Origin of the sequence: Vreelandella aquamarina, assembly GCF_900110265.1 — a bacterium.
Taxonomy (GTDB): Bacteria; Pseudomonadota; Gammaproteobacteria; order Pseudomonadales; family Halomonadaceae; genus Vreelandella; species Vreelandella aquamarina.
Map to the genome: position 1 here is coordinate 1 of NZ_FODB01000051.1, position 20,930 is coordinate 20,930.

Here is a 20,930-nt window from a genome sequence, read left to right on the forward strand (position 1 = left end):
GGCTTAGTCGTTCTTCATGAACCGCCGTGGTACGGAACCGTATGCCCGGTGGTGTGGGAGGGCGCCGGGGGTGACCCCGGCCCCTACCCGATTTACGCGTTGTACGTAAAGCGCTACTTACATCTGCGCATCTTCAGGCGGTTCGCCGATGGTGCCAGGCATTGCCTGCGCATGACCACCCGCCAGAGCAAGGAATTGTAGGTGGCGCTCGTACTCTGCCACGAGATCACCGATCACCTGACCACGGGTGTAGCCGTTGAGGTCTTTATCCTGGCCACCTTCGGCAAGGTACACATCTAAACGCACGTAGAAATCATCGTCCGCGGGAATGAAGTTCGGTGTACGCATACGATGCGGGCATACCTGATAGACAAAGCTGGTGGCGTCGCCAAAGTCGACCTGCAGCATTAGGTTGGGTAGGGATTCACCCTCAACCTGCTCTTCAGTGACGTTAGCGGTTTGGCCACGGCTCTCAAGCTCTTGGGCAAACTGGGTCATCGCGGGGCGAATCGAGTGCTCAATGGTCGCGGCGGCACCTGCGCGGTTAGAGGTATCCAGCGCGCGGTCCAAACGCTCACGCCAGTCGCCGCCGGGGGCACCGCCTGCAATCATACGGCGAGCGTCGGCTTTGCTGCCTTCCAGCTTCAGCGCTTTATAGGTGCCCACCATAATGGCGAAGATCACCACCGAGAAGGGCAGCGCCGTAATCACGACTGCGCTTTGTAGCGCGTTTAAGCCACCCGCCATCAGCAAGGCCACGGTAATCAGGCCAATCACTGCCGACCAGAAGATACGCAGCCTCACCGGCGCATCGTGGTTCACGTCGCTTAAAATCGAGGTGAAATTAGCCAGTACCAGCGCGCCAGAGTCCGCTGAGGTAATGAAGAACACGATACCCAGAACGGTCACGACGGCGGCGGTAATGCCCACATAGGGGTAGTACTCAAGCAGCGTATACAGCGTGGTTTGCGGCGAGTTCAGCGCCTGCTCACCCAGTTCGACAACGCCCTGATTGGCCACCAGCTCGATACCGCTATTACCGAAAATGGACATCCATACCATCATGAACGAGAGCGGAATGAACAGAGCGCCAGCCACGAATTGGCGAATGGTACGGCCGCGCGAGATGCGCGCCAGAAACAGCCCGACGAAAGGCGTCCAGGCGATCCACCAGCCCCAGAAGAAGATGGTCCACCACATCTTCCACTCCTGGGCACCTTCATCGGCAAAGGCGTAAGTATCGAAGCTGGCAGCAACGAAGCCTGAGAGGTAGTCGCCTGCGTTGTTGACCACTTTATCCAGCAGTACAAGAGTATCGCCAGAGAACAGCACAAACAGCATCAGCGCCAGGGCCAGCAGCATGTTGAACTCGGAGAGGCGACGGATACCTTTCTCAACGCCAGTCACCACCGAAATGGTTGCTAGAACAACTACCAGCGCAATCAGAACTACCTGGACCGTCAGGGTTTCCGGCACGTCGAACATATAGTTCAAGCCGTAGTTAAGCTGAATCACCCCAATACCGAGACTGGTGGCGATACCGAACACGGTAGAAATCACCGCCGTAATATCGACCGCGTTACCAATCGGGCCGTGAATGCGCTTGCCCAGCAGTGGGTAAAGCGCGCTACGAATAGCCAGCGGCAAGCGATGGCGGTAGCTGAAATAAGCCAGCGCCATGCCCGTCAGCACGTACAGTCCCCAACCGGAAAGGCCCCAGTGCAGATAGGTTTGCACGACGGCGTTGCGCATGGCCTCTTGGCTTTCAGGAGTTAAGTCGGGCGGTGCCAAGTAGTGGGCAACCGGCTCGGCTACGCTGAAAAACAACAGGTCAATACCAATGCCAGCAGCAAACAGCATGGCTGACCACGACAGCAACGAAAACTCAGGGCGGGAGTGGTCGGGCCCAAGCCGAATACTGCCAAAGCGCGACATACCGATGAACACCACAAACACGAGGTAGGCCACGATCGCTAGCATGTAGTACCAGCCAAACGTTTTGCTTACCCAGGCAAGGCCCGCATCAAAAAAGGCACCTGCTTGTTCGGTGAACAGCATCGTCACGATAAGAAACACGAGAATCCCCGCGACGCTGCCGTGGAAAACCACGGGGTTTAGGCGGTCTCGTGAGGGGAGAACGGGGTTGTCTTTCGCCATGGAGGCGGACTCCTGTTGTTAAGACAAAGATGAGTGATACGTTATTTTTGAATGAACGTTCAAATAAAATACGCGGTTTAGGCATTCACTTCAAGCCAACGGCTAACGCATCAGGGCGGTAAAAAAGACGCCAACAGGCGTATAGAAACAAACACGCCCAGCTAGGCTGGGCGTGTAGGGTGGGTTTGACGCTAAATAAACGCTTACTCGGTAGCCGTTTCCTCGGCATCCATTTCCTGGGCCGAGTCACCGTGATGGTCGCGCTTACCGTGTCCACGTTCGTGGCGGTGCTCAGCATGCATCTCGTGCATAGCGTCACGCAGTGCCTGCTGCTCTTCTTCCGATAAAATCTCAGCGACACGGGCTTGATGCTCTTCACGCAGGGCAAGCATGGCTTCGCGGTGCTCAGCGTGTGCTTCATTAAGCGCCGTTTGCTGCTCTTCGCTCAGTTCTGCGCGTTGATAGACTTCTTGGCGACGCTCTTCCATGCGCTCCATCATCGCTTCCCGGTCCATGCCACGGCCTTCATGGTTGTCTGCCTGGGCGGTAAAGGCCAGCGGTGTAAGGGCAACGGCGAGCAGGGCAGGAGCAAATAGCTGACGTAGTGACATCTTCATGGCATACCTCGTTTCTAATGAATACATGGTAATTTGACGATGTCAGTATTAACGGGCTTGGTGTAAATCGTTTGCACAAAGTGTGCAACAACCATGACCTTCTCAATAGCAGTAGTGGTTCATCCTTCCGGCTGATACTTATAACCCACTCCGTAAACCGAGCGAATAATTTCTTGGTCGGGGAGGGCTTCCGTGATCTTTTTACGCAGCTTCTTAATATGGCTATCCACCGTGCGCTCGGAAACGATTCGGTTATCACGGTACATATGATCCATCAACTGCTCGCGGCTGAAGATGCGTCCTGGAGACTGCATCATCACACGCAGCAACTGAAACTCGACCGCTGTTAAGCCTAAATCTTGGCCGTCGGCCAGTGCCTGCCAGCCCTCTTCATCTAGCGTGATGGGCGCTTTGGGGGCGGTGGTGGTGGGTGCTGCCTGTGCAGCGGCATGACTGCGGCGTAGCACGGCCTTAACACGTGCCACTACTTCACGAGGGCTGAAAGGTTTGCAGATGTAATCATCTGCGCCTAACTCTAGCCCCAGCAGCCGGTCTACCTCTTCTACCTTGGCGGTGACCATGATAATGGGGAGCTTGGGCCACTGTTCACGGATTTCCCGGCACAGCGTCAGGCCATCTTTGCCCGGTAGCATAACATCCAGCAGCACCAGTTCAGGCGAATGCTGAGTGAGCCAGGGGATCACCTCATTGCCGTGGCTGATAATGCTGGGCGCAAAATGATTGCTTTGTAAGTAATCGGCCATGAGGCGGGCGATTTTGGGCTCATCCTCAACGATCAGCAGGGAAGCGTCTTGGGGTAAACCATCTTGAGGTAATGCGTCGGGATGTGAATCACTCTGAGACATAGTCAGCTCGCTTATGGTCGTTTAAGAGGCGGTTAACAGTGGCAACCGTAGGGTCCAAGTTAAGCCACCCAGCGCCGAGGCGCTGGGTGTGAGCGTGCCGCCATGAGCCGTTACCAGCGCGCTGGCAATAGAAAGCCCCAGGCCGCTGCCACCGCTGGCGCGGTTGCGCGAACCCTCCACCCGGTAGAGCCGCTCGGTTAAACGTGACAGCTCCTCTTCAGGAACTCCGGGGGCACTATCTTGCCAGGTAATCACCGCGTCGCCCCGTTCGCAGATAAGGGAAACACTCAGCTTGCCAGGCGGCTGGGTGTAGGCACAGCTATTATCCAGCAGGTTGCTCCACAGCTGGCGCAGCCGTTGGGCATCGCCACGAATCATCACATCATCGGCCAGGGCCGTGGTGAGGGTCAGGCCGCTCTCTTCCAGCCAGCGGTCGGCGTCGTTCAGGCGGCTTTCCAGGCTTTCGCTGAGATTCATGGGGGCAAGCTGGATATCCAGCGCGCCCGCATCGCTTTGGGAGAGCAGGCGTAAATCGGCTACTAAGCGCTCTAGCTGAGCCACTTCCTGAGCCAGCGAACTTAAGTTTTCCTGGTTCAGCGGGCGGATGCCGTCCTGCATGGCTTCAATTTCACCCCGCAGCACGGCCAGTGGGGTGCGCAGCTCATGGGCGGTGTCCGAGACCCAGCGGGCGCGGGCTTCACGGCTGGCTTCAAGCGTGGCGGCCAGCACGTTGAAATCTCGGGCAAGGCGGGAAAGCTCGTCTTTACCACGCTCTGGCAGGCGGGTGTGGTAGTCGCCTTCGGTTAAGCGCAGCGTAGCCCCGGCCAGGGCGCGGGTGCGCCGACCCAGCCACCAGGAGAGCCCGCCTGCCAGCAGCAGCGAGGCCAGCCCTAGCGAGATCACGATTAGCACTAGGTTACGCTGCTGGCGCTCCAGAAAGCGGCTCTCCATGCGCTCCATCATCTCCTGCGGCGGGCGAAAACCCAGCGCGCCAATCGCTTCTCGCTGGCCGCTTGGGGTCATATCGCTATACAGCGTTAGCCAGCGCCAGCCCATTGAGCCACGCGGTGCATCCGCAGGTGGTACAACATAACCCCCTTTGCTATCGCGCAGAGCAAAATCCTCAGCTTCGCCGAGAGGCGATGGACGGTCACGATGCTCCTGACCGAGTTCAAAGCGCACAATATAGGGCCAGCGACCAGGCGACGCTTCTAACCAAGCCCAGTCGCCCTGGGTTTCCCAGCGGGTAATCAACCCATCGGCAAGCAGCGTGGCCCGCCGCTCCTGGGCTTGATTGAGATACTCAAGAAAGCCGCGGTCGATGCTGTAAGAGACCGCCAGAAACACGCTCGCCGCGATGGCCACGTTAACGCTTAAAATTGCCACAAACAGCTTTAGCCCCAGCCGTGAGGGCCGCCACTGACGCAGTCGGGTCCATCTACTCATTAGTTTATGCCCTGCTGGCTAGGCTGGCGCGGGGCGCTTAACCGTTCACGTAGGTTTTCCAGCCCTAAATAGAGGCAGGGCACTACCAGCAGCAGAATCAGGGTGGCGAAGAGCATGCCAAAGCCTAGCGAAATCGCCATGGGGATCATAAAGCGTGCCTGGCGTGAGGTTTCCAGAATCATCGGCGCAAGCCCCAGGAATGTGGTCAGCGTGGTCATCATAATCGGCCGCAAGCGTCGGGTGGCGGCGGCCACAATCGCTTCGCGAGGCGCCATGCCTTCCCGTCGCTTACGGTTAGCGTAGTCGATCAACACCAACGCATCGTTAATCACCACGCCGGAGAGCGCTAGCATACCTAATAGGCTGATGATCGACAGCCCAAAGCCCATCAGCATATGCCCGCCCACGGCACCGACGATACCAAACGGAATTGCGGCCATCACCAACAGCGGCTGTAGGTAGCTTCTGAACGGAATAGCGAGCAGCGCATAGAGGGCGGCTAACATCAGCCACATGGCGTTACGCAGGGTGGCGAGGTTGTCGGCGGTATCCTGTTGGCGGCCGCCCATGCTCACTTCAAGCCCTGGCCAGGTGTTGCTGAGCGTGGGAAAGACCTCTTCTTGAAGGGTGGCGAGCACTTGGTTAATCGCTTGGTCGCCCTCTGAATCGGCAGTGACGGTGATAATCCGCCGCCCATCGATACGCTGCAGGCTGCTAGAGGCTTGGCTCAGAGTGATATCCGCGACTCTAGAGAGCGGCACGCTCATCCCGTCGGGGGTTCTGACCGGTAGGCGGTACAGCTCGCTAAGGCTGTTGCGCGACTGCTCTGGCAAGCGCACTTCCACGCTCACCTCCTGGCGGCCGATGAACTGCTCCACCGCCGTGGCTCCTTGCAGCGGGCCGCGCAGCGCCTGGGCGAGGTCGCTGCCGGTTAGCCCGAGTGAACGACCTTCGGCGGAGAGACGCATCTCTAGCTGTGGCTTGCCATCGCCCAGGCCGCTGTCGATATCGGTTAAGCCATACTCTGTCAACCGTTCTGCCAAACCTGCGGCGGCGTCTTCTAGTACTTGGGTATTGGGGTGGGAGAGTCGCAGGCTCAGCGCCGCCCCGCTACCGGGGCCGCCAAAGTCAGATTCAAAGCGCACTGACTGCGCGCCTAACAGATCCCCAGTGAGATCCCGCCACTCCTGGGCAATGCGAGAAGGAGGCCAGGCATCCAGGCTTTCCGGCGCGATATCCAAACGCACTTCCAGGCTTTCACCATCTAGGCTACTGCGGGTGCTGTTGAAGGTGAGCGTCTCTTCCTGCTCGCTGAGCTGTGCGGCGGCATCGAGGAGCTGTTGGCTTAGCTCGCGACTTACACTGATATGGCTGCCAATCGGCAAGGTGACGGTGGCTTGCACCTGATCAGACTCGACCCGAGGCATCAGAGAAAAACCTAACCGCCCGCTCATCGCCCAGGCCATGGTCACGCAGAGAATGGCGACGCCAATAGAGACCGTGAGCAGGCGCTGATTGAGCGCGCGCTGTAACAGAGGCTCAAACTGTTGATAGGTGAAGTGATGCAAACCGCGCTGCATACTGAGTCGCACCGCTTCGATGGGCCGCTGCCACGCGGGCGTTTGGCGGGGCTTGCTGGCGTGGGCCAAGTGGGCGGGCAGAATAAACAGCGCTTCCACTAGCGAGATAATAAACACGGTAATCACCACCACCGGCACGGTGGCAAAAATCAGCCCCAGAAATCCCGGCAGGAACAAGAGCGGTAGAAACGCGACGATATTGGAGAGGATGGCAAAGGTCAGCGGAGTGGCAATTTCTTGAGCGCCTTTAACCGCCGCATCTCGCAGCGAGTAGCCCTGCTCTCGGTAACTGTAGATGTTTTCGCCCACCATGATGGCGTCATCCACCACGATGCCGAGGGCGATGATAAAGGCGAACATCGACATCATATTGAGCGACACGCCGACCCAGGGTAGAAACAGCATGGCCCCTAAAAACGCCGTGGGAATGCCTAGCGTAACCCAAAAGGCCAGCCGCGCCTCTAAAAACAGCGCCATCAAAATCAGTACCAGCGCTAGCCCCATCCAGGCGTTTTTCAGCAGCAGGCTGAGGCGGTCTTCGTAAACTTCCGAGCTATCCCGTGAAACGTCCAGGCTGACGCCATCGGGCAGGTTGGCTTGCAGCCGCTCTAACTCACCGTAAACCGCATTAGAAATACTCGTGGGCGTTTGGTCGCCGATTTGATACACATCTACCGATAGCCCTGGCTGACCGTTGTAAAACTCCTCCCGGTCGGTTTCGGCAAAGCCTTCGCTCACTCTGGCGATATCGCCGAGCATAACGGGCGCACCCTGGGCTGTGGTTAAGATAGGCAGTTCGGCAAACTCCTCGGCGCTGTTGCGCCGCCCCTGGTAGCGAATCAGCCACTCACCCGCGTCGGTTGTGAGCTGGCCGCTGGCAAGGTCCAGCGCTTCCTCGGCGATGCGGCTCGCCAACTGCTGATGATCCAACCCGTAGCGCTCGATGGCCTCGTCATCCAAATGAACCTGGATTTCCCGTTCGCGGTTGCCGGAAAGCTCGGCGCGGGAAATACCGCTGGTGGCCTGCAGCTCGGCGCGTACGTTCTCGGCCGCATCGTGAAGCGCGGCCAAGCCCACGTTGCCATACACCTGAAGGCTGACCACGCTGCGCGAGCGGCCTGCCAGGGTGAAGCGGGGCGGGTCGGCGGCGGCGGGCAGGGTGGTGATGGCGTTCACGGATTGCTGAATATCCTGATACGCCCGCATCACGTCCACGCCATCAATCAGCGTGGCGCTGACCACCCCGCTGCCTTCGCTGGCGCTGGCGGTCAGTTCATCGATGCCTTCCACATCGGCAATCGCGGCCTCGACCGGCAGCAGCAGGCTCTGCTCGACGTCCTCTGGCGTAGCGCCCGGATAGCTGATGGTGACCTGGACGATTTCCGTCTCGAATTCGGGAAACACCTCTTTTTTGATCGCCAGCGAGGCCATTAACCCGCCGACGATAAACAGTACCATCATCAGGTTGGGGGCGACGCCGTGATCGACCATCCACGCCAGCGGGCCTTTACGCATCATTGAGCCGCTCCCTCATCCTGAGCGGGGGTATCGCCACGCTGGCGAATCCGCACTTCCTGGCCCTCTCGGGGTTGGGCCAGCCCGGCTGTCACTACCCGCTGACCGGGCTCCAGGCCGCTGCGTATCAGCACTTCTTCCTGGCCGCGATAGGCGAGTGTGACCTGGGTACTCTGCAGGCGATTCTCGTCATCCACCCACCACACCTGCTCGCCGGGGCGTAGTGCGGCTGAGGGCAGCGCAATCAAGGGCTCTTCGGCGGTGGTATGAAACGCCACGCGCAGCACATCTCCCAAGCGCAGGGCGGGGCCGTCCTGGTTGAGCGCCAGCGGATCATCCACGGCAATCAACAGCTGGGCCTGCAGGCCGTTCTCTTCGAGGTTGGGCAGAATAGAGAGCAAGGTGCCTTCCCGAGAGGCACCTTCTGGCCAGCCTTGGCTGGTCAGCGTGACGCTCCCCCCCGGCGAGAGCCAATCCAGCGTTTCGCCCGGCAGCGAGGCGCGCACCCAGAACTGCTCGACGCCGACCAAACTCACCACGGCGGTGCCTTGGCTCAGCAGGCTGCCAGCGCCCACCAAACGCTCTTGCACCATGGCGCGCCACGGGGCGGTTAAGGTCGCACGCTCTAGGTTGAGCGCCGCTTGGTCACGCACCACGCGGGCTTGGGTCAGTTGAGCCTGGGCCTGACGGAGCTGTGGTTCACGCAGCACCAGCGCGCGGCGTTCGGCGCTGAGCTGGCGGCCAAAGGATTCGTACTCGCTGCGCGCGCGCTGCTGCTCGGCCTGCTCTAAGGCGAGCTGCGCCTGGGCATTCGCCAACTGGGCTTCGGCGTCTTCTAGCGTTAAGCGCAGGTCGGCTTGGTCGATGTGGGCCACAGGCTCCCCTTGCTCCACGACTCGCCCAGGCAGCACGCCATCACCAAAGCGCTCTAGCTGGCCCGCTACGCGGCTGGCAAGCTCGGTGGATTTTTCTGCCTCAACGCGGCCAAAGCCGTTCAGCGTGGGTGACTGCACCTGCTGTTCCGTGGTGATGACATCGACCACGGGCGGCGTTGGCGGAGGCGGCGGGCGGCGCTCGACCCGTGGCGGCTGGCTAACGATCCACCAAGCGAGGGCTAAACCACCGGCAAACACCAATAGCGCTGCCAGCGCACCGAAGCCGATGCGACCTTGCTGAGAAAAAGCGTAAGAGCGAGAGGGGGTCATGGACGGGTGTTATCCGTTGGCTGAGAGCAAAAATTCCAGAAAAGAGCGCGTATCATGCTAGCATCACCGATCGCCACGCAGCGATTAGGTAAGCTTTGTGCAAAAAGTGTGCAACCCGACGTGACGGGGCTTTTTTGCACCAAACGCTGACGCAGCAAGTAATAGCTGCCATCATTCATGTGAAAAGCCATAGACTCCCTGGTCTGTATGACGTTATGAAAAACACCGCCACCCGCGACAAACTCATTGATTCTGGTGCCGAGCTGATTGCCCAGCAGGGCTATAATGCGACGGGTATCAATGCTGTATTAAAAACCTGCGGTGTCCCCAAAGGCTCGTTCTACCACTACTTTTCCAGCAAAGAAGACTTCGGTTTGGCGGTCATCGAGCGCTTTGCCGACGATTACGATGCGTCGTTAGCGGCGCTGCTGGAAGACCCCGCCCTGCCGCCCCTGGAGCGTTTGCGCCGCTACTTTGCCACCGGGCGCGCCCATATGCTCGACTGCGATCACATCACCGGCTGCTTGATCGGTAATCTCGGTCAGGAGCTTTCCGGCCAGAGTGATACCTTCCGTGATGCCCTGAATTTGGTGTTTCAGCGTTGGGAAAAACGCTTTGTGGCCTGCTTGAGCCAAGCCCAAGCCGACGGCACGATCAATGCCGCCATCCCGCCTGAGGCGCTGGCCAGCTTTATTCTCTCCGGATGGGAAGGGGCGATTCTGCGGGCTAAAACACTCAAATCTCTGGCCCCTATGGAACACTTCGAGGCCATTTTGTTCGATCAAGTGCTGGTGCCACGCTAGCAGGCGATACATCAATGGCGAGCGCGGAAGTGGTAATCACCGCTAGACACGTCGTTGTTCACGGCGGCGAGCAGAGAGGTGCTCGCGGTGTCGGCATTGAGCTGGCCGGTTTGTACCAGCGCCCGAAAATCGTGGTGGGGCAGGGCAATGTCGTCCGGCGTGACGCCAAAAAAGTGGCAAATACGCTGGAGCGCGGCATGGCTGGGGTAGTAGCGTCCGCTGAGGTGGCGGTTGAACTGCGCCCGGTTGATGGGCAGGCGACGGCACACGTCGGCAATAATGGAGGGGTAGTAGCTGCACAGCAGGCGCAAATTGGCCACAAATTCATCGTGCATAGGCGTGACTCTTGGGCGGTGGCGGCTAATGTGCCGCCTTGCGCCCAAGAGTGCAACGGCTCGCCCCTCACACCTGCTTAAAATAAGCGGTGCACGTGGTTAGAAGCCCTCTAACACCAGCTTACCCACAGTACGATTGCTCTCGATCAGCGCGTGAGCGCGCGTTAGGTTATCGGCATTGATAGGGCCGAGCACTTCGCCCAGCGTCGTGGTTAAACGGCCGCTATCCACCATGGCGGCGACTTCGCTCAATAGGTCGTGCTGCTTGGCAATGTCCTCGGTGGTAAACAGCGGCCGCGTGAACATCAGCTCCCAGTGCAGTGACAGGCTTTTGAGCTTGAGTTTGCGCACATCGATCAGTTCCGGGTCATCGATCAGCGCCAGCTTGCCCTGAGGTTTTAGAGCATTGATGATCGCCTCGAAGTGGTGGTCGGTTTGGTTCAGGCTGACCACCATATCCACCTGCTCGTAGCCTGCGGCGTTGAGCGCTTCATCCAGCGGTTGGTGGTGGTCGATCACCGCATCGGCGCCGAGCGACGTGATCCAGGCTTGGCTTTCCGGGCGAGAGGCTGTCCCAATCACGGTGATATCGGTGAGCTGCTTGGCGAGCTGAATCAGAATCGAGCCAACACCCCCCGCAGCGCCTACCACTAATAGGGTTTTGCCTTGGGTGTCGCGCATGCCCAGCTCTAGGCGGTCGAACAGCAGTTCCCAGGCGGTAATGGCGGTTAACGGCAGGGCGGCGGCCTGGGCGTCGGAGAGGCTCTTCGGCGCTAGGCTGGCGATGCGCTCATCGACCAACTGGTACTCAGCATTGGAGCCTTGGCGTGCGATGCTGCCCGCGTACCACACCCGGTCACCCGGCTGAAAGCGAGTGACCGCACTGCCCACGGCATCGACCACGCCCACCGCGTCGTAACCCAGCACGCGAGGCTCGCCGCCTTCGGGCAGCGCGCTCTTGCGCACCTTGGCATCCACCGGGTTAACGGAAACCGCGCTCACCGCGACGCGAATATCGTGGGGCTCGGGTGTGGGCAGCGGTAGCTCGACGGCGTGCAGGGCGTCTGGGTGGTCGATTGGCAGGCTTTTGGTAAACGCGAATGCTTTCATGGTCGTTCTCCAAGCGATGATGAATGGCGACATCATGCCTGGGTGTCGTTTTATGAAAAAGAGGGCTAATGTAGCTAACAGTTTCCAATTTTTTTTGAAAATAAGGGCGCCATCGACCCATGCGTACCGATGACCTAAACGTGTTTGTCTATGCTGCCGAGCACGGCAGCCTTTCCGCCGCCGCGCGGGAGCTGGCGATTACCCCAGCGGTGGCTAGCGTGGCGATCAAACGGCTTGAAGACGCGCTAGGCACGCGGCTGTTGGTGCGCTCTACCCGCAGCTTGCGGCTAACGCCCGCCGGGGCGCACTATTTAGTGCACGCGAAAACGGCATTGAGCGCCCTTGCCGAAGGGGAAAAAGAGCTGCACCGCGAGCGCCAGGAGATAGCGGGAGAGCTCAGCCTCTCCATGCCGTCTGATCTGGGCCGCAACGTGCTGCTGGGCTGGCTGGATCGCTTTATGGCGCGGCATCCGCAGCTGCGCCTGCGGCTTCGGGTGAGTGACCGGGTGAGTGACCTGTTTCGCCAGCCGGTGGAGATTGCCCTGCGCTACGGCGTGCCGGAGGATTCCAGCCTGGTAGCCCTGCCGCTAAAAAGCGATAACCACCGGGTAGTGTGCGCAGCGCCAAGCTATATCGCGCGCCACGGCGAGCCTGCCACGCCGGAGGCGCTATGCCAGCACAACTGCCTCTGCTTCAACCTGGGTGAGCGGGTGCACAACCAGTGGCAGTTCGGCAGTGAGCGTATCAGCGTGCAGGGCAATCGAGTGAGCGACGATGCCGAGTGTGTGCGCCGCTGGGCGCTGGCGGGAGAGGGCATTGCCTATAAATCTCGCCTCGATGTTCAGGCAGACCTCGATGCAGGCCGCTTGGTGGCGCTGTTGGCTGCGTTTCCTACCGAGCCCGCGCCGCTGTATCTCGTCTGCCCGCATCGGCTGTCGCTCACTCCCGCGGTGGTCGCGCTGAAAGACTTTCTGATCGAACGGTTACAAGAAGTCGTCGAATGAAGAGCATCATCTATCCGCGAGGAGCTAGCCATGTTTGAAGGGCTTGAAAAACAGACACGCCGCGTTAACGGCGTCGATATTGCCTATCGGATGGGCGGCAGCGGCCCGGCGCTACTGCTGCTTCACGGCCACCCGCAGACCCATATGATTTGGCACAAAGTGGCGGCCACGCTTGCCCAGCACTTTACGGTGATTGCCGCCGACCTGCGCGGCTACGGCGACAGCAGTAAGCCCGACGACGACGCAGCGCACTTCAATTACGCCAAGCGCACCATGGCCGCCGATATGGCCGAACTAATGAGCGCGCTGGGGTTCGAGCGTTTCAAGGTGCTGGCCCACGACCGTGGCGCGCGGGTGGCACACCGCTTAGGGGTAGACCACGCAGCACGCATCGAGCGCATGGTGCTTTTAGATATCGCCCCCACGCTGGCCATGTACCGTGGCACCACCGAGTCGTTCGCCCGCAGCTACTGGCACTGGTTCTTTCTGATTCGCCCTCAGCCGCTGCCAGAAATGCTGATTCAAGCCGATCCCGCTCAGTACTTAAAAAGTGTGATGGGCGCCCGCAGCGCGGGCATGGCACCGTTCGCCCCAGAAGCGCTGGCGGAGTACGAGCGCTGCCTGGCGCTTCCCGGCACGGCCACCGGCATCTGCGGTGACTACCGCGCCAGCGCGACTATCGATTTAGAGCACGATCAAGCGGATATTGATGCGGGTGTGAAACTGACCTGCCCCATCAACGTGATGTGGGGTGCCCAAGGGGCGATTGAAGCCTGCTTTGATGCCCTGGGCGAGTGGCGCAAGGTAGCAACGCAGGTAGAGGGCAAGGCGCTGCCTTGCGGGCACTATATCGCCGAAGAGATTCCTGACCTGCTGCTAGAGGAGTCGCTGCCGTTCTTGCTGGAGCCGCAATAAGCGATTCAGGCGACTGCCCAAGACGAAGCGGGCAAAAAACTGGATAATGGCCGCCATTCGCCTGATGCGTTGGCGCTCAGGCACACTCATTACTCCGGACGCCCGCTTATGGAAATCAAAGTTAACTATCTCGACAACCTCCGCCTGGAGTCCAAGTTCGACGATTTTACGGTCATCTCCGACCAGCCGATTCGCTACAAGGGCGACGGCTCGGCCCCTGGCCCGTTTGACTACTTCCTGGCGTCGTCGGCCATGTGTGCCGCCTACTTCGTCAAGGTGTACTGCAACGCGCGCAATATTCCCACCGAGAACATTCGCCTGTCGCAAAACAACATCGTCGACCCGGAAAACCGCTACAAGCAGATCTTCAAAATCCAGGTAGAGCTGCCGGAAGATATCTCGGAAAAGGATCGCGAAGGCATCCTGCGCTCCATCGACCGCTGTACAGTGAAGAAGGTCGTTCAGACCGGCCCCGAGTTCCAGATCGAAGTGGTCGAGAACATCGATGAGGACGCCCAAGCGCTGCTGATGGGCGCGCCGGAGGGGAGCAGCACCTACATCGAAGGCAAAGACCTGCCGCTGGAGCAGACCATTGCCAACATGAGCGGTATTTTGGCCGACCTCGGCATGAAGATTGAGATTGCCTCCTGGCGCAATATCGTGCCCCACGTGTGGTCGCTGCATATCCGCGATGCGGCTTCGCCCATGTGCTTTACCAACGGCAAAGGCGCGACCAAAGAGAGCGCGCTCTGTTCGGCGCTGGGCGAGTTCATCGAGCGTTTGAGCTGCAACTTCTTCTACAACGATCAATTCTTGGGTGAAGAGATCGCGAACAGCGAATTCGTGCACTACCCCAATGAGAAGTGGTTCAAGCCGGGGCCGAATGACGAGCTGCCGGAAGGCATTCTCGACGAGCACTGCCTGGCGATTTACAACCCAGAAGGCGAGCTGGGTGGCTCGAACCTGATCGATACCAACTCGGGCCGTGAAGACCGGGGCATCGTTTCGCTGCCCTTTGTGCGCCAAAGCGACGGAGAAACGGTCTACTTTCCCTCCAACCTGATCGAGAACCTGTTCCTCAGTAATGGTATGAGCGCGGGCAACACCCTGGTGGAAGCTCAGGTGCAGTGCCTTTCAGAGATTTTCGAGCGGGCGGTGAAGCGGGAGATTCTCGAACAGGAGCTGACCCTGCCCGACGTACCCCAAGAAGTGTTGGCCAAGTACCCGAACATTGTAGAGGGCATTAACGCCCTGGAAGCCCAAGGCTTCCCGGTGCTGGTGAAGGATGCCTCCATGGGTGGGCAATTCCCGGTCATGTGCGTGACGCTAATGAACCCGCGCACCGGCGGTGTGTTTGCCTCCTTTGGTGCCCACCCAAGCTTTGAAGTGGCGCTGGAGCGCAGCCTGACCGAGCTGCTTCAAGGGCGCAGCTTTGAAGGCTTTAACGACCTGCCGCTGCCGACATTTAACTCGCAAACCGTCTCCGAGCCGAACAACTTCGTAGAACACTTTATCGACTCTTTCGGCGTGGTGTCGTGGCGTTTCTTTAGTGCCAAGCCTGATTTTGAATTCAGTGAATGGGACTTCTCCGGCAGCAACGAAGAAGAGGCCAATACGCTGTTTGGCATTTTTGAACAGCTGGGCGCGGAAGTGTACATGGCGGTCCACGAAGACCTGGGCGCGCCGGTGTGCCGGATTCTGGTGCCAGGCTACTCCGAGGTGTACCCCATTGAAGATCTGATTTGGGATAACACCAACAAGGCGCTGGATTACCGCGAGGACATTCTCAATCTGCACCGCCTGGATAACGACCAGCTCACTGATCTGGTCGAGCGGCTGGAAGAGAGCCAGATGGACGACCACACCGATATCATCACGCTGATTGGTATCGAGTTCGACGAGAACACCGTGTGGGGCCAGCTGACCATTCTGGAGCTGAAACTGCTGGTTTACCTGGCACTTGGCCGCCATGAAGAGGCGCTTGACTGCGTGCAGATGTTCCTCCAGTACAATGACAACACCGTTGAGCGCGGCCTGTTCTACCAGGCGGTGAACGCGGTACTGGAGATTGAGCTGGACGACGAATTGGCGCTGGACGACTACTTACCCAACTTCAAGCGCATGTTCGGCGAAGCGACTATGGAGGCGGTCGTGGGTTCAGTAGACGGCAGCGTACGCTTCCACGGCCTCACGCCCACCAATATGCAGTTAGAGGGCTTGGATCGCCACCAGCGCCTGATCGAAAGCTACAAGAAGCTTCACGCAGCGCGAGCGGCAAAAGCGGGTATTGCGCGCATGTAACCTGTAGAGGCGATTGGGGTTGACGAGGCATTAAGTACTCCGTAAGCTAGAAATTATCCACGCCTTAGGCAGTAAGCTTTCCCACATATCTCGGGATAAGCCGACCCCTAGGGCGTTTTTTGTTTGAAGAAGGAAAAAAGCCATGCCTACAGCAATATTGATTGATGGTGGCTATTTTATTAAGCGTTTCAGGCGCATAGAGCCCTCCAATGCGTATGATGGAAAAAGAGCAGCTGATTGTTTGTTTCGGTGGGCGGTAAGTCACTTGCATGAGAAGAGCCGCCATGGAAACAGTCAAACGAATCAACGGCGTGATTTGTACAGAATTTTTTCTACGACTGCCCGCCCCTATCGAAAAAGATGCATAACCCTATTTCAGGGAAAGCCATCGACTTTTCCAAAACGCCAGAGGCGCTTTTTCGTAAAGAGCTGCATCAAGCCTTGTTGGGGAAACGCAAATTAGCAGTCCGTCTGGGCCATCTTTCGGATGATGCTCAGTGGACACTTAAACCTGAAAAAATCAAAGCATTGCTAAAGCATAAAATATCGCTTGATGATTTGACTGAGAATGATGTGCGCGTTGATGTTCGGCAAAAGGGGGTCGATATGCGTATAGGAGTTGATGTCACTTCTTTGACGTTAAAAGGGCAAGTTGATCAAATTGTGCTTATGGCTGGTGACGCTGATTTTGTACCTGCTGCAAAAATTGCGAGACGCGAAGGTATCGATTTCATCCTCGATCCAATGTGGCAGACGATTCCCGCAGGATTGCACGAGCATATTGATGGGCTAAGAACGACTTGCCCGAAGCCAGAACTTCCTCTTAGGCGCCAATACTGATGAGGAGTTTTGTTTAGTCTTAAAAGAACAGTTAGTGAATTTTGTAAGTCCCCTAACGGTGCGTTGCCTTAAAAGGCCCGCACCGTTTTTATGTGATGCACTTTGGTGCAGCAATTGGCGCAGTGAGTGCAACCAACTGCACCGCTGCGCCAAATTTCATGGCAGGCCTGGCTTGGTACAACACTCTTCGCGCAATTCAGCCAAAGAACCAGTAGCACACCAGAATGGCGGTGGTGATGCCTGCTATATCGGCGACCAGGGCGCATCCCAACCCATGGCGAATGCGGGTGATGCCTACGGCACCGAAGTAAACCGCCAGCACGTAAAGCGTGGTTTCGGTGCTGCCTTGGAAGGTGGCCGCCAGTAGCCCAGGGAAGCTATCGACACCAAAGGTGTTCATGGTTTCGATCATCATGGCGCGGGAGCCGCTGCCGGAGAGCGGTTTCACAAAGGCGGTGGGTAGCGCATCCACAAAGCGGGTGTCCCAGCCGATGCCCTCAACCAGCCAGCGGATACCGCCAAGCCCGGCATCCAGCACGCCGCTGGCGCGCAGCACACCCACCGCGACCAGCATGGCAATCAGGTAGGGCAGCAGGGTGATGGTAAAGCTCAGGCCCTCTTTAGCCCCTTCGATAAAGGCGTCGTACACCTTCACTCCGCGAAGCGCGCCAACCACTAGAAACATCATCACAATGCTAAACAGGGTCAGATTGCCCACCAGCGTTGAGGCCGCCGCCAGCGCCTGAGCGGACATCCCCGCTAAAGTAGTGATCAATAGCCCTAACGCTAACGCAGCCGCCACTAAATAGGCCAACACGACAGGGTGCCAGAGCTTTAAACGCTGCATCACCGCTACCGCCAACAGCCCAGCCAGGCTAGAGGCGCTTGTCGCTAACAAGATCGGTAAAAATACCAGCGTCGGGTCGGTGGCTCCCTGCTGGGCGCGGTACATAAAAATAGTGACGGGCAGCAGGGTGAGCGACGAGGTATTAAGCACTAAAAACAGGATTTGAGCGTTGCTGGCGGTCTCACTGCTGGAATTAAGGCTTTGCAGCGAATGCATCGCTTTGATACCGATCGGCGTGGCGGCGTTATCCAGGCCGAGAATGTTCGCCGCGAAGTTCATGCTAATCAGCCCCATGGCCGGGTGGCCACGGGGCACTTCGGGCATCAGGCGGCTAAAAAGCGGGTCGAGTACCCGCCCCAGTAGTCGTATCAACCCTGCCTTTTCGGCAATGGAAAGAAACCCCAGCCACAGCGTCATGGTGCCCAGCAGCACCAAGATAATATCGACGCTCACCTTCGCCATATCGAACAGCGACTGCACCAAGCGGGCAAACACTTCGCTATCGCCACCCACCAGCCACTGCCAGAGCGATGCCGCAAAGGCGGCAATAAAGAAGCTTAACCAGATTCCGTTGAGCATGGCGGGTGGGCGTCCTTGGTCATAAAAGAGGGTATGCGCTTGCTGCGTATCCTAACCAAGGAGCGCCCGTGCGTGCTAACCCGAAAGCGAAAGAAAGAACAGAATCAGCGGAGGCGACAGCAGCGAGAGGATAAAGCCGCTAACCACGGCAATGGGCACACAGGCCACGCCGCCGTGCTGCTGGATAACAGGAAGAGTGAAATCCATGGAGGTCGCCCCGCCGTAGCCGATGGCGAGTGCGGTATGGCGGTGAATGACCAGCGGGATCAGGATGAACGCCAGCAGCTCGCGGGTCAGGTCGTTGAAGAACGCCACGCCGCCCATCAGCGGGCCGAGCTGGTCGCCAATCAGGATGGCGGAAAGCGAGTACCAGCCGAAGCCTGAGGCCATGGCCAGGCCTTCGTTCCAACTCAGCGAGAGCAAGGGGGCGGCGGCCAAGCCTGCCAACAGCGAGCTGAGCGCCAGGGTGACCGCAATGGCGAGCCCCTGACGGTTGAGCAGAATCTGCTTGAGCGGCATGCCCGAATTGCGCAGCTGGCAGCCAATCAACACCAGCAGCACGTAGAGCACCCACTCTGCCAGCCAGTCGGCGGTGGTGAACAGCGCCTCGCCAACCATAGGTCCAAGCAGCAGCCCCGCAGTGACACCCGCTGCGACCACGCCCACCAGCATTAACGAGCCCTGCATGGCGGCGAGTTTGCTGGTGGGGGCATCTTTCACTACCGGAGAGCCGCCCGCGCTGAGCCGCACTCGCCGAGAAAGCCACCACAGTGCGGCTAAGTTAAACAGCGTGGTGATGGTAAACAGCAGTAGGGCATTGCCACCCAGACGAGAGAGCTGGCTGCCTAAATTCTCAAGCCCGGCGAGGCTCACGCCCATAAACAGCAGAATCAGGTACACCGAGCCGCTGACGGCTCGGTTAATCAGATTCAGCAAGCGGGTCGAACGGACACGTACCAAGTAGCCCAAAAACAGCGGCAGTAAAACGATCAATAGGCCAGAGAGCATTTAGGGCGCGTTACCCCCGGCGGGGTTGAAGTGGGTCATGGTGAGTGTCGTTTGTCGGCGCCCCTCTTTTTCATAGGTGGCTGAGAGGATGAGCCCCGGCCAGTCAGGATGGAAGTTGATCAGCAAATGCCGGTCAGGCTTTTCGGCATCAATCAGCGTGACCTGCTTAGCGTCGAACTCACCGGCAGGCACACGGGCTGTAGTGGGCTCGTTCACGAAGTACTGGAAGTGTTCGTCGCGCCCACGGTGATCCACGAAGTCGATATCGCAGGGGTTGCTCTCGGTGCAGCCTTCGGTGCCAGCCCGGCGGGAGAGGTCGAACAGGGCGGCTTGACGATCGATGGAGGGAATGTCGTCTTGGTTGAGCTGATAGCTGTCGCCGACGCCGAAGAGAGAGTAGCTGCTGTTATAAAGCAAAGAGTGTGTGTCGCCATCATCGATGTAGAAACGACTGCGCTCGTTACCTCGGGCGACGGCAATGGAGAAACTCATGTCGCTCAGCCAATGCGAGCCTTCATGCGTGAGCGTATGGGTAATGTTGGCGCTCGGCCAGCCGCGAATTTCAAGCCGGTACTGCGCCTCGAATGGCTGAGGAGAGGCCAAGGAAGCGCTGTCATCGGCAAGCGCGACGGCGCTGTTCGTCATCAGCGCGGCAGTCAATGTAGCGCCCAATAGGCCGTGCCGTGTGTTACGAGCGAATGTGTGTTGCAAAGGCTCCTCCTCCCTACAGTGTGTCTTCCTAAGAGCCTTTAGCGAGCGCTTGGTTCCGTGGGCGAGTATAACGAGCGTGGCGTTAAACGTCAGTAGCCCATGTCGGGGTTAACGGTAGCCAGGGTTTCACCCGCCTCAAAGGCGTGCAGGTACGAAATCACTTGATCAATGGCGTCGTTCAACGGCGTAGGGGCCGCCATGTGTGGCGTCACGATTACCTTAGGGTGCTGCCAGAGCGGGTTGTTTGCCGGTAGCGGCTCTTCATGGAAAACATCCAGCAGTGCTCCGCGCAGGTGCCCTGGCTGGCCGTCATGGCCAAGTGCGTCCAGCAGCGCTTGCTCATCAATCAAGCTACCACGGCCTGGGTTAATGATGCTGGCACCTTTCGGCAGTTGTGCCAGCCGTTCGGCGTTAAGAATGTGCTGGGTAGCCGCTGTATCGGGGAGAATGGTCACTACGCTTTGCGCTTGGTTCAGTAGCTCGTTTAAACCGTCCTCGCCATGCAGGCAGCGCACGCCGCTGATCTGTTTGGGGGTACGGCTCCAGCCAAGCACCGGGAACCCAGCCTGTTGAAGCGCGCTCGCCACATAGCTGCCGATAGCGCCTAGCCCTAATACACCCACCGGCCAGTTCGCTTTATCCGGCACCGCATGGGGCTGCCACTGGGCATTTGGCTGCTGAGCGGCGTAGCGGTCCATGCTGCGGTAGAAGTTCAGCACGCCGTAAAGCACATAGTCGGCCATCAATTCGCTCATGCCTGCATCGCGTAGCTTCACAATAGGGACATCCTTGGGGAGCCCAGGCGTCTTCAGCAAATAATCGACCCCAGCCCCTAGGTTAATAATGCCTTTTAGCTGCGTTTGTTCTTGCAGGAGGTGAGCGGGCGCTTTCCACACGGCTAGGTAGTCGGCGTTGGCCCGTTCGCTGGCGGGGGCATCACTGGTAAGCACGGTGGCCTCTGGAAGCGCCTCTGCAATAGCGGCCTGCCACTGGGCCGCGTCATCAATATGCACTACGACTTTCATGTTATCTCCTTGTACTCAGTTAATAATGCATGCTGACTATCATGGGCGAGAGGAGCTTAATACCGC

The 20,930-nt window shown here is 58.7% G+C and carries 17 protein-coding genes; 5 read left to right on the forward strand and 12 right to left on the reverse strand.

Features of this window, described 5'->3' with window-relative positions; all coding sequences use genetic code 11:
* Positions 1–117: 117 nt before the first annotated feature.
* From betT to BMY49_RS13420, 6 genes are all read right to left on the reverse strand, one after another.
* The gene (gene betT / locus BMY49_RS13395; RefSeq protein WP_089675794.1) at positions 118–2,157 is read right to left on the reverse strand and encodes a choline BCCT transporter BetT; all 2,040 of its coding nucleotides are present in this window, start codon (positions 2,155–2,157) and stop codon (positions 118–120) included.
* A gap of 203 nt (positions 2,158–2,360) precedes the next feature.
* The gene (locus tag BMY49_RS13400; protein ID WP_062374071.1) at positions 2,361–2,774 is read right to left on the reverse strand and encodes a hypothetical protein; all 414 of its coding nucleotides are present in this window, start codon (positions 2,772–2,774) and stop codon (positions 2,361–2,363) included.
* A gap of 119 nt (positions 2,775–2,893) precedes the next feature.
* Positions 2,894–3,640, reverse strand: a complete 747-nt coding sequence (locus tag BMY49_RS13405) for a response regulator (protein WP_058577198.1) — start codon at positions 3,638–3,640, stop codon at positions 2,894–2,896.
* Positions 3,641–3,661: 21 nt separating this feature from the next.
* A complete protein-coding gene (locus BMY49_RS13410; protein ID WP_089675795.1) occupies positions 3,662–5,086 on the reverse strand; it encodes an ATP-binding protein in 1,425 nt (474 codons plus the stop codon).
* Positions 5,086–8,184, reverse strand: a complete 3,099-nt coding sequence (locus tag BMY49_RS13415) for an efflux RND transporter permease subunit (RefSeq protein WP_089675796.1) — start codon at positions 8,182–8,184, stop codon at positions 5,086–5,088. Before BMY49_RS13415 ends, BMY49_RS13410 begins: the two co-directional genes overlap by 1 nt.
* On the reverse strand, positions 8,181–9,386 hold the full coding sequence (locus BMY49_RS13420) for an efflux RND transporter periplasmic adaptor subunit (RefSeq protein ID WP_089675797.1): 1,206 nt from the start codon (positions 9,384–9,386) through the stop codon (positions 8,181–8,183). Before BMY49_RS13420 ends, BMY49_RS13415 begins: the two co-directional genes overlap by 4 nt.
* A 215-nt stretch (positions 9,387–9,601) precedes the next feature.
* Between BMY49_RS13420 and BMY49_RS13430 the strand changes: the two genes are divergently transcribed.
* Positions 9,602–10,189, forward strand: a complete 588-nt coding sequence (locus BMY49_RS13430; protein WP_074211573.1) for a TetR/AcrR family transcriptional regulator — start codon at positions 9,602–9,604, stop codon at positions 10,187–10,189.
* Positions 10,190–10,200: 11 nt separating this feature from the next.
* Here BMY49_RS13430 and BMY49_RS13435 read toward each other — a convergent pair whose 3' ends face one another.
* Complete coding sequence (locus tag BMY49_RS13435; RefSeq protein ID WP_228219839.1) at positions 10,201–10,524, reverse strand: helix-turn-helix domain-containing protein; 324 nt, start codon at positions 10,522–10,524, stop codon at positions 10,201–10,203.
* Positions 10,525–10,623: 99 nt separating this feature from the next.
* Positions 10,624–11,634: a zinc-binding alcohol dehydrogenase family protein gene (locus tag BMY49_RS13440; RefSeq protein WP_089675798.1), complete on the reverse strand. Its 1,011-nt coding sequence runs from the start codon at positions 11,632–11,634 to the stop codon at positions 10,624–10,626.
* Between the two features lie 119 nt (positions 11,635–11,753).
* Here BMY49_RS13440 and BMY49_RS13445 point away from each other — a divergent pair, with 119 nt between their 5' ends.
* The 4 genes from BMY49_RS13445 (at position 11,754) to BMY49_RS13460 (ending at position 16,694) form a co-directional block, all read left to right on the forward strand.
* Positions 11,754–12,638: a LysR family transcriptional regulator gene (locus BMY49_RS13445; RefSeq protein ID WP_089675799.1), complete on the forward strand. Its 885-nt coding sequence runs from the start codon at positions 11,754–11,756 to the stop codon at positions 12,636–12,638.
* A gap of 30 nt (positions 12,639–12,668) precedes the next feature.
* Entirely contained in the window at positions 12,669–13,553 is an 885-nt protein-coding gene (locus BMY49_RS13450) for an alpha/beta fold hydrolase (RefSeq protein WP_089675800.1), read from the forward strand.
* 108 nt (positions 13,554–13,661) lie between these two features.
* Positions 13,662–15,854: an OsmC domain/YcaO domain-containing protein gene (locus BMY49_RS13455; protein ID WP_089675801.1), complete on the forward strand. Its 2,193-nt coding sequence runs from the start codon at positions 13,662–13,664 to the stop codon at positions 15,852–15,854.
* Between the two features lie 360 nt (positions 15,855–16,214).
* Positions 16,215–16,694, forward strand: coding sequence for an NYN domain-containing protein (locus BMY49_RS13460; protein WP_208596204.1), 480 nt, complete (start codon positions 16,215–16,217; stop codon positions 16,692–16,694).
* Positions 16,695–16,890: 196 nt separating this feature from the next.
* On the opposite strand, the gene BMY49_RS13465 is transcribed toward BMY49_RS13460, so the two are convergent.
* The 4 genes from BMY49_RS13465 to BMY49_RS13480 all read right to left on the reverse strand — a co-directional run bounded on the left by BMY49_RS13465 (position 16,891) and on the right by BMY49_RS13480 (position 20,864).
* Positions 16,891–18,120, reverse strand: a complete 1,230-nt coding sequence (locus BMY49_RS13465; protein WP_089675802.1) for a nucleoside recognition domain-containing protein — start codon at positions 18,118–18,120, stop codon at positions 16,891–16,893.
* Between the two features lie 75 nt (positions 18,121–18,195).
* Positions 18,196–19,128 (reverse strand): LysO family transporter, encoded by a 933-nt coding sequence (locus BMY49_RS13470; protein WP_089675803.1) that lies wholly within the window; start codon positions 19,126–19,128, stop codon positions 18,196–18,198.
* Positions 19,129–19,773 carry a hypothetical protein gene (locus BMY49_RS13475; RefSeq protein WP_089675805.1) on the reverse strand — a complete coding sequence of 215 codons (645 nt, stop codon included), beginning with the start codon at positions 19,771–19,773 and terminating at the stop codon, positions 19,129–19,131.
* Positions 19,774–19,928: 155 nt separating this feature from the next.
* Positions 19,929–20,864, reverse strand: coding sequence for a 2-hydroxyacid dehydrogenase (locus BMY49_RS13480; RefSeq protein ID WP_062374044.1), 936 nt, complete (start codon positions 20,862–20,864; stop codon positions 19,929–19,931).
* Positions 20,865–20,930 lie beyond the last annotated feature (66 nt).

Bases quoted from the DNA above. Each gene is read 5' to 3' on its own strand.
- betT (WP_089675794.1), bottom strand. From the start codon at position 2,157: ATGGCGAAAGACAACCCCGTTCTCCCCTCACGAGACCGCCTAAACCCC.
- BMY49_RS13400 (WP_062374071.1), bottom strand. From the start codon at position 2,774: ATGAAGATGTCACTACGTCAGCTATTTGCTCCTGCCCTGCTCGCCGTT.
- BMY49_RS13405 (WP_058577198.1), bottom strand. From the start codon at position 3,640: ATGTCTCAGAGTGATTCACATCCCGACGCATTACCTCAAGATGGTTTA.
- BMY49_RS13410 (WP_089675795.1), bottom strand. From the start codon at position 5,086: ATGAGTAGATGGACCCGACTGCGTCAGTGGCGGCCCTCACGGCTGGGG.
- BMY49_RS13415 (WP_089675796.1), bottom strand. From the start codon at position 8,184: ATGATGCGTAAAGGCCCGCTGGCGTGGATGGTCGATCACGGCGTCGCC.
- BMY49_RS13420 (WP_089675797.1), bottom strand. From the start codon at position 9,386: ATGACCCCCTCTCGCTCTTACGCTTTTTCTCAGCAAGGTCGCATCGGC.
- BMY49_RS13430 (WP_074211573.1), top strand. From the start codon at position 9,602: ATGAAAAACACCGCCACCCGCGACAAACTCATTGATTCTGGTGCCGAG.
- BMY49_RS13435 (WP_228219839.1), bottom strand. From the start codon at position 10,524: ATGCACGATGAATTTGTGGCCAATTTGCGCCTGCTGTGCAGCTACTAC.
- BMY49_RS13440 (WP_089675798.1), bottom strand. From the start codon at position 11,634: ATGAAAGCATTCGCGTTTACCAAAAGCCTGCCAATCGACCACCCAGAC.
- BMY49_RS13445 (WP_089675799.1), top strand. From the start codon at position 11,754: ATGCGTACCGATGACCTAAACGTGTTTGTCTATGCTGCCGAGCACGGC.
- BMY49_RS13450 (WP_089675800.1), top strand. From the start codon at position 12,669: ATGTTTGAAGGGCTTGAAAAACAGACACGCCGCGTTAACGGCGTCGAT.
- BMY49_RS13455 (WP_089675801.1), top strand. From the start codon at position 13,662: ATGGAAATCAAAGTTAACTATCTCGACAACCTCCGCCTGGAGTCCAAG.
- BMY49_RS13460 (WP_208596204.1), top strand. From the start codon at position 16,215: ATGCATAACCCTATTTCAGGGAAAGCCATCGACTTTTCCAAAACGCCA.
- BMY49_RS13465 (WP_089675802.1), bottom strand. From the start codon at position 18,120: ATGCTCAACGGAATCTGGTTAAGCTTCTTTATTGCCGCCTTTGCGGCA.
- BMY49_RS13470 (WP_089675803.1), bottom strand. From the start codon at position 19,128: ATGCTCTCTGGCCTATTGATCGTTTTACTGCCGCTGTTTTTGGGCTAC.
- BMY49_RS13475 (WP_089675805.1), bottom strand. From the start codon at position 19,773: ATGACGAACAGCGCCGTCGCGCTTGCCGATGACAGCGCTTCCTTGGCC.
- BMY49_RS13480 (WP_062374044.1), bottom strand. From the start codon at position 20,864: ATGAAAGTCGTAGTGCATATTGATGACGCGGCCCAGTGGCAGGCCGCT.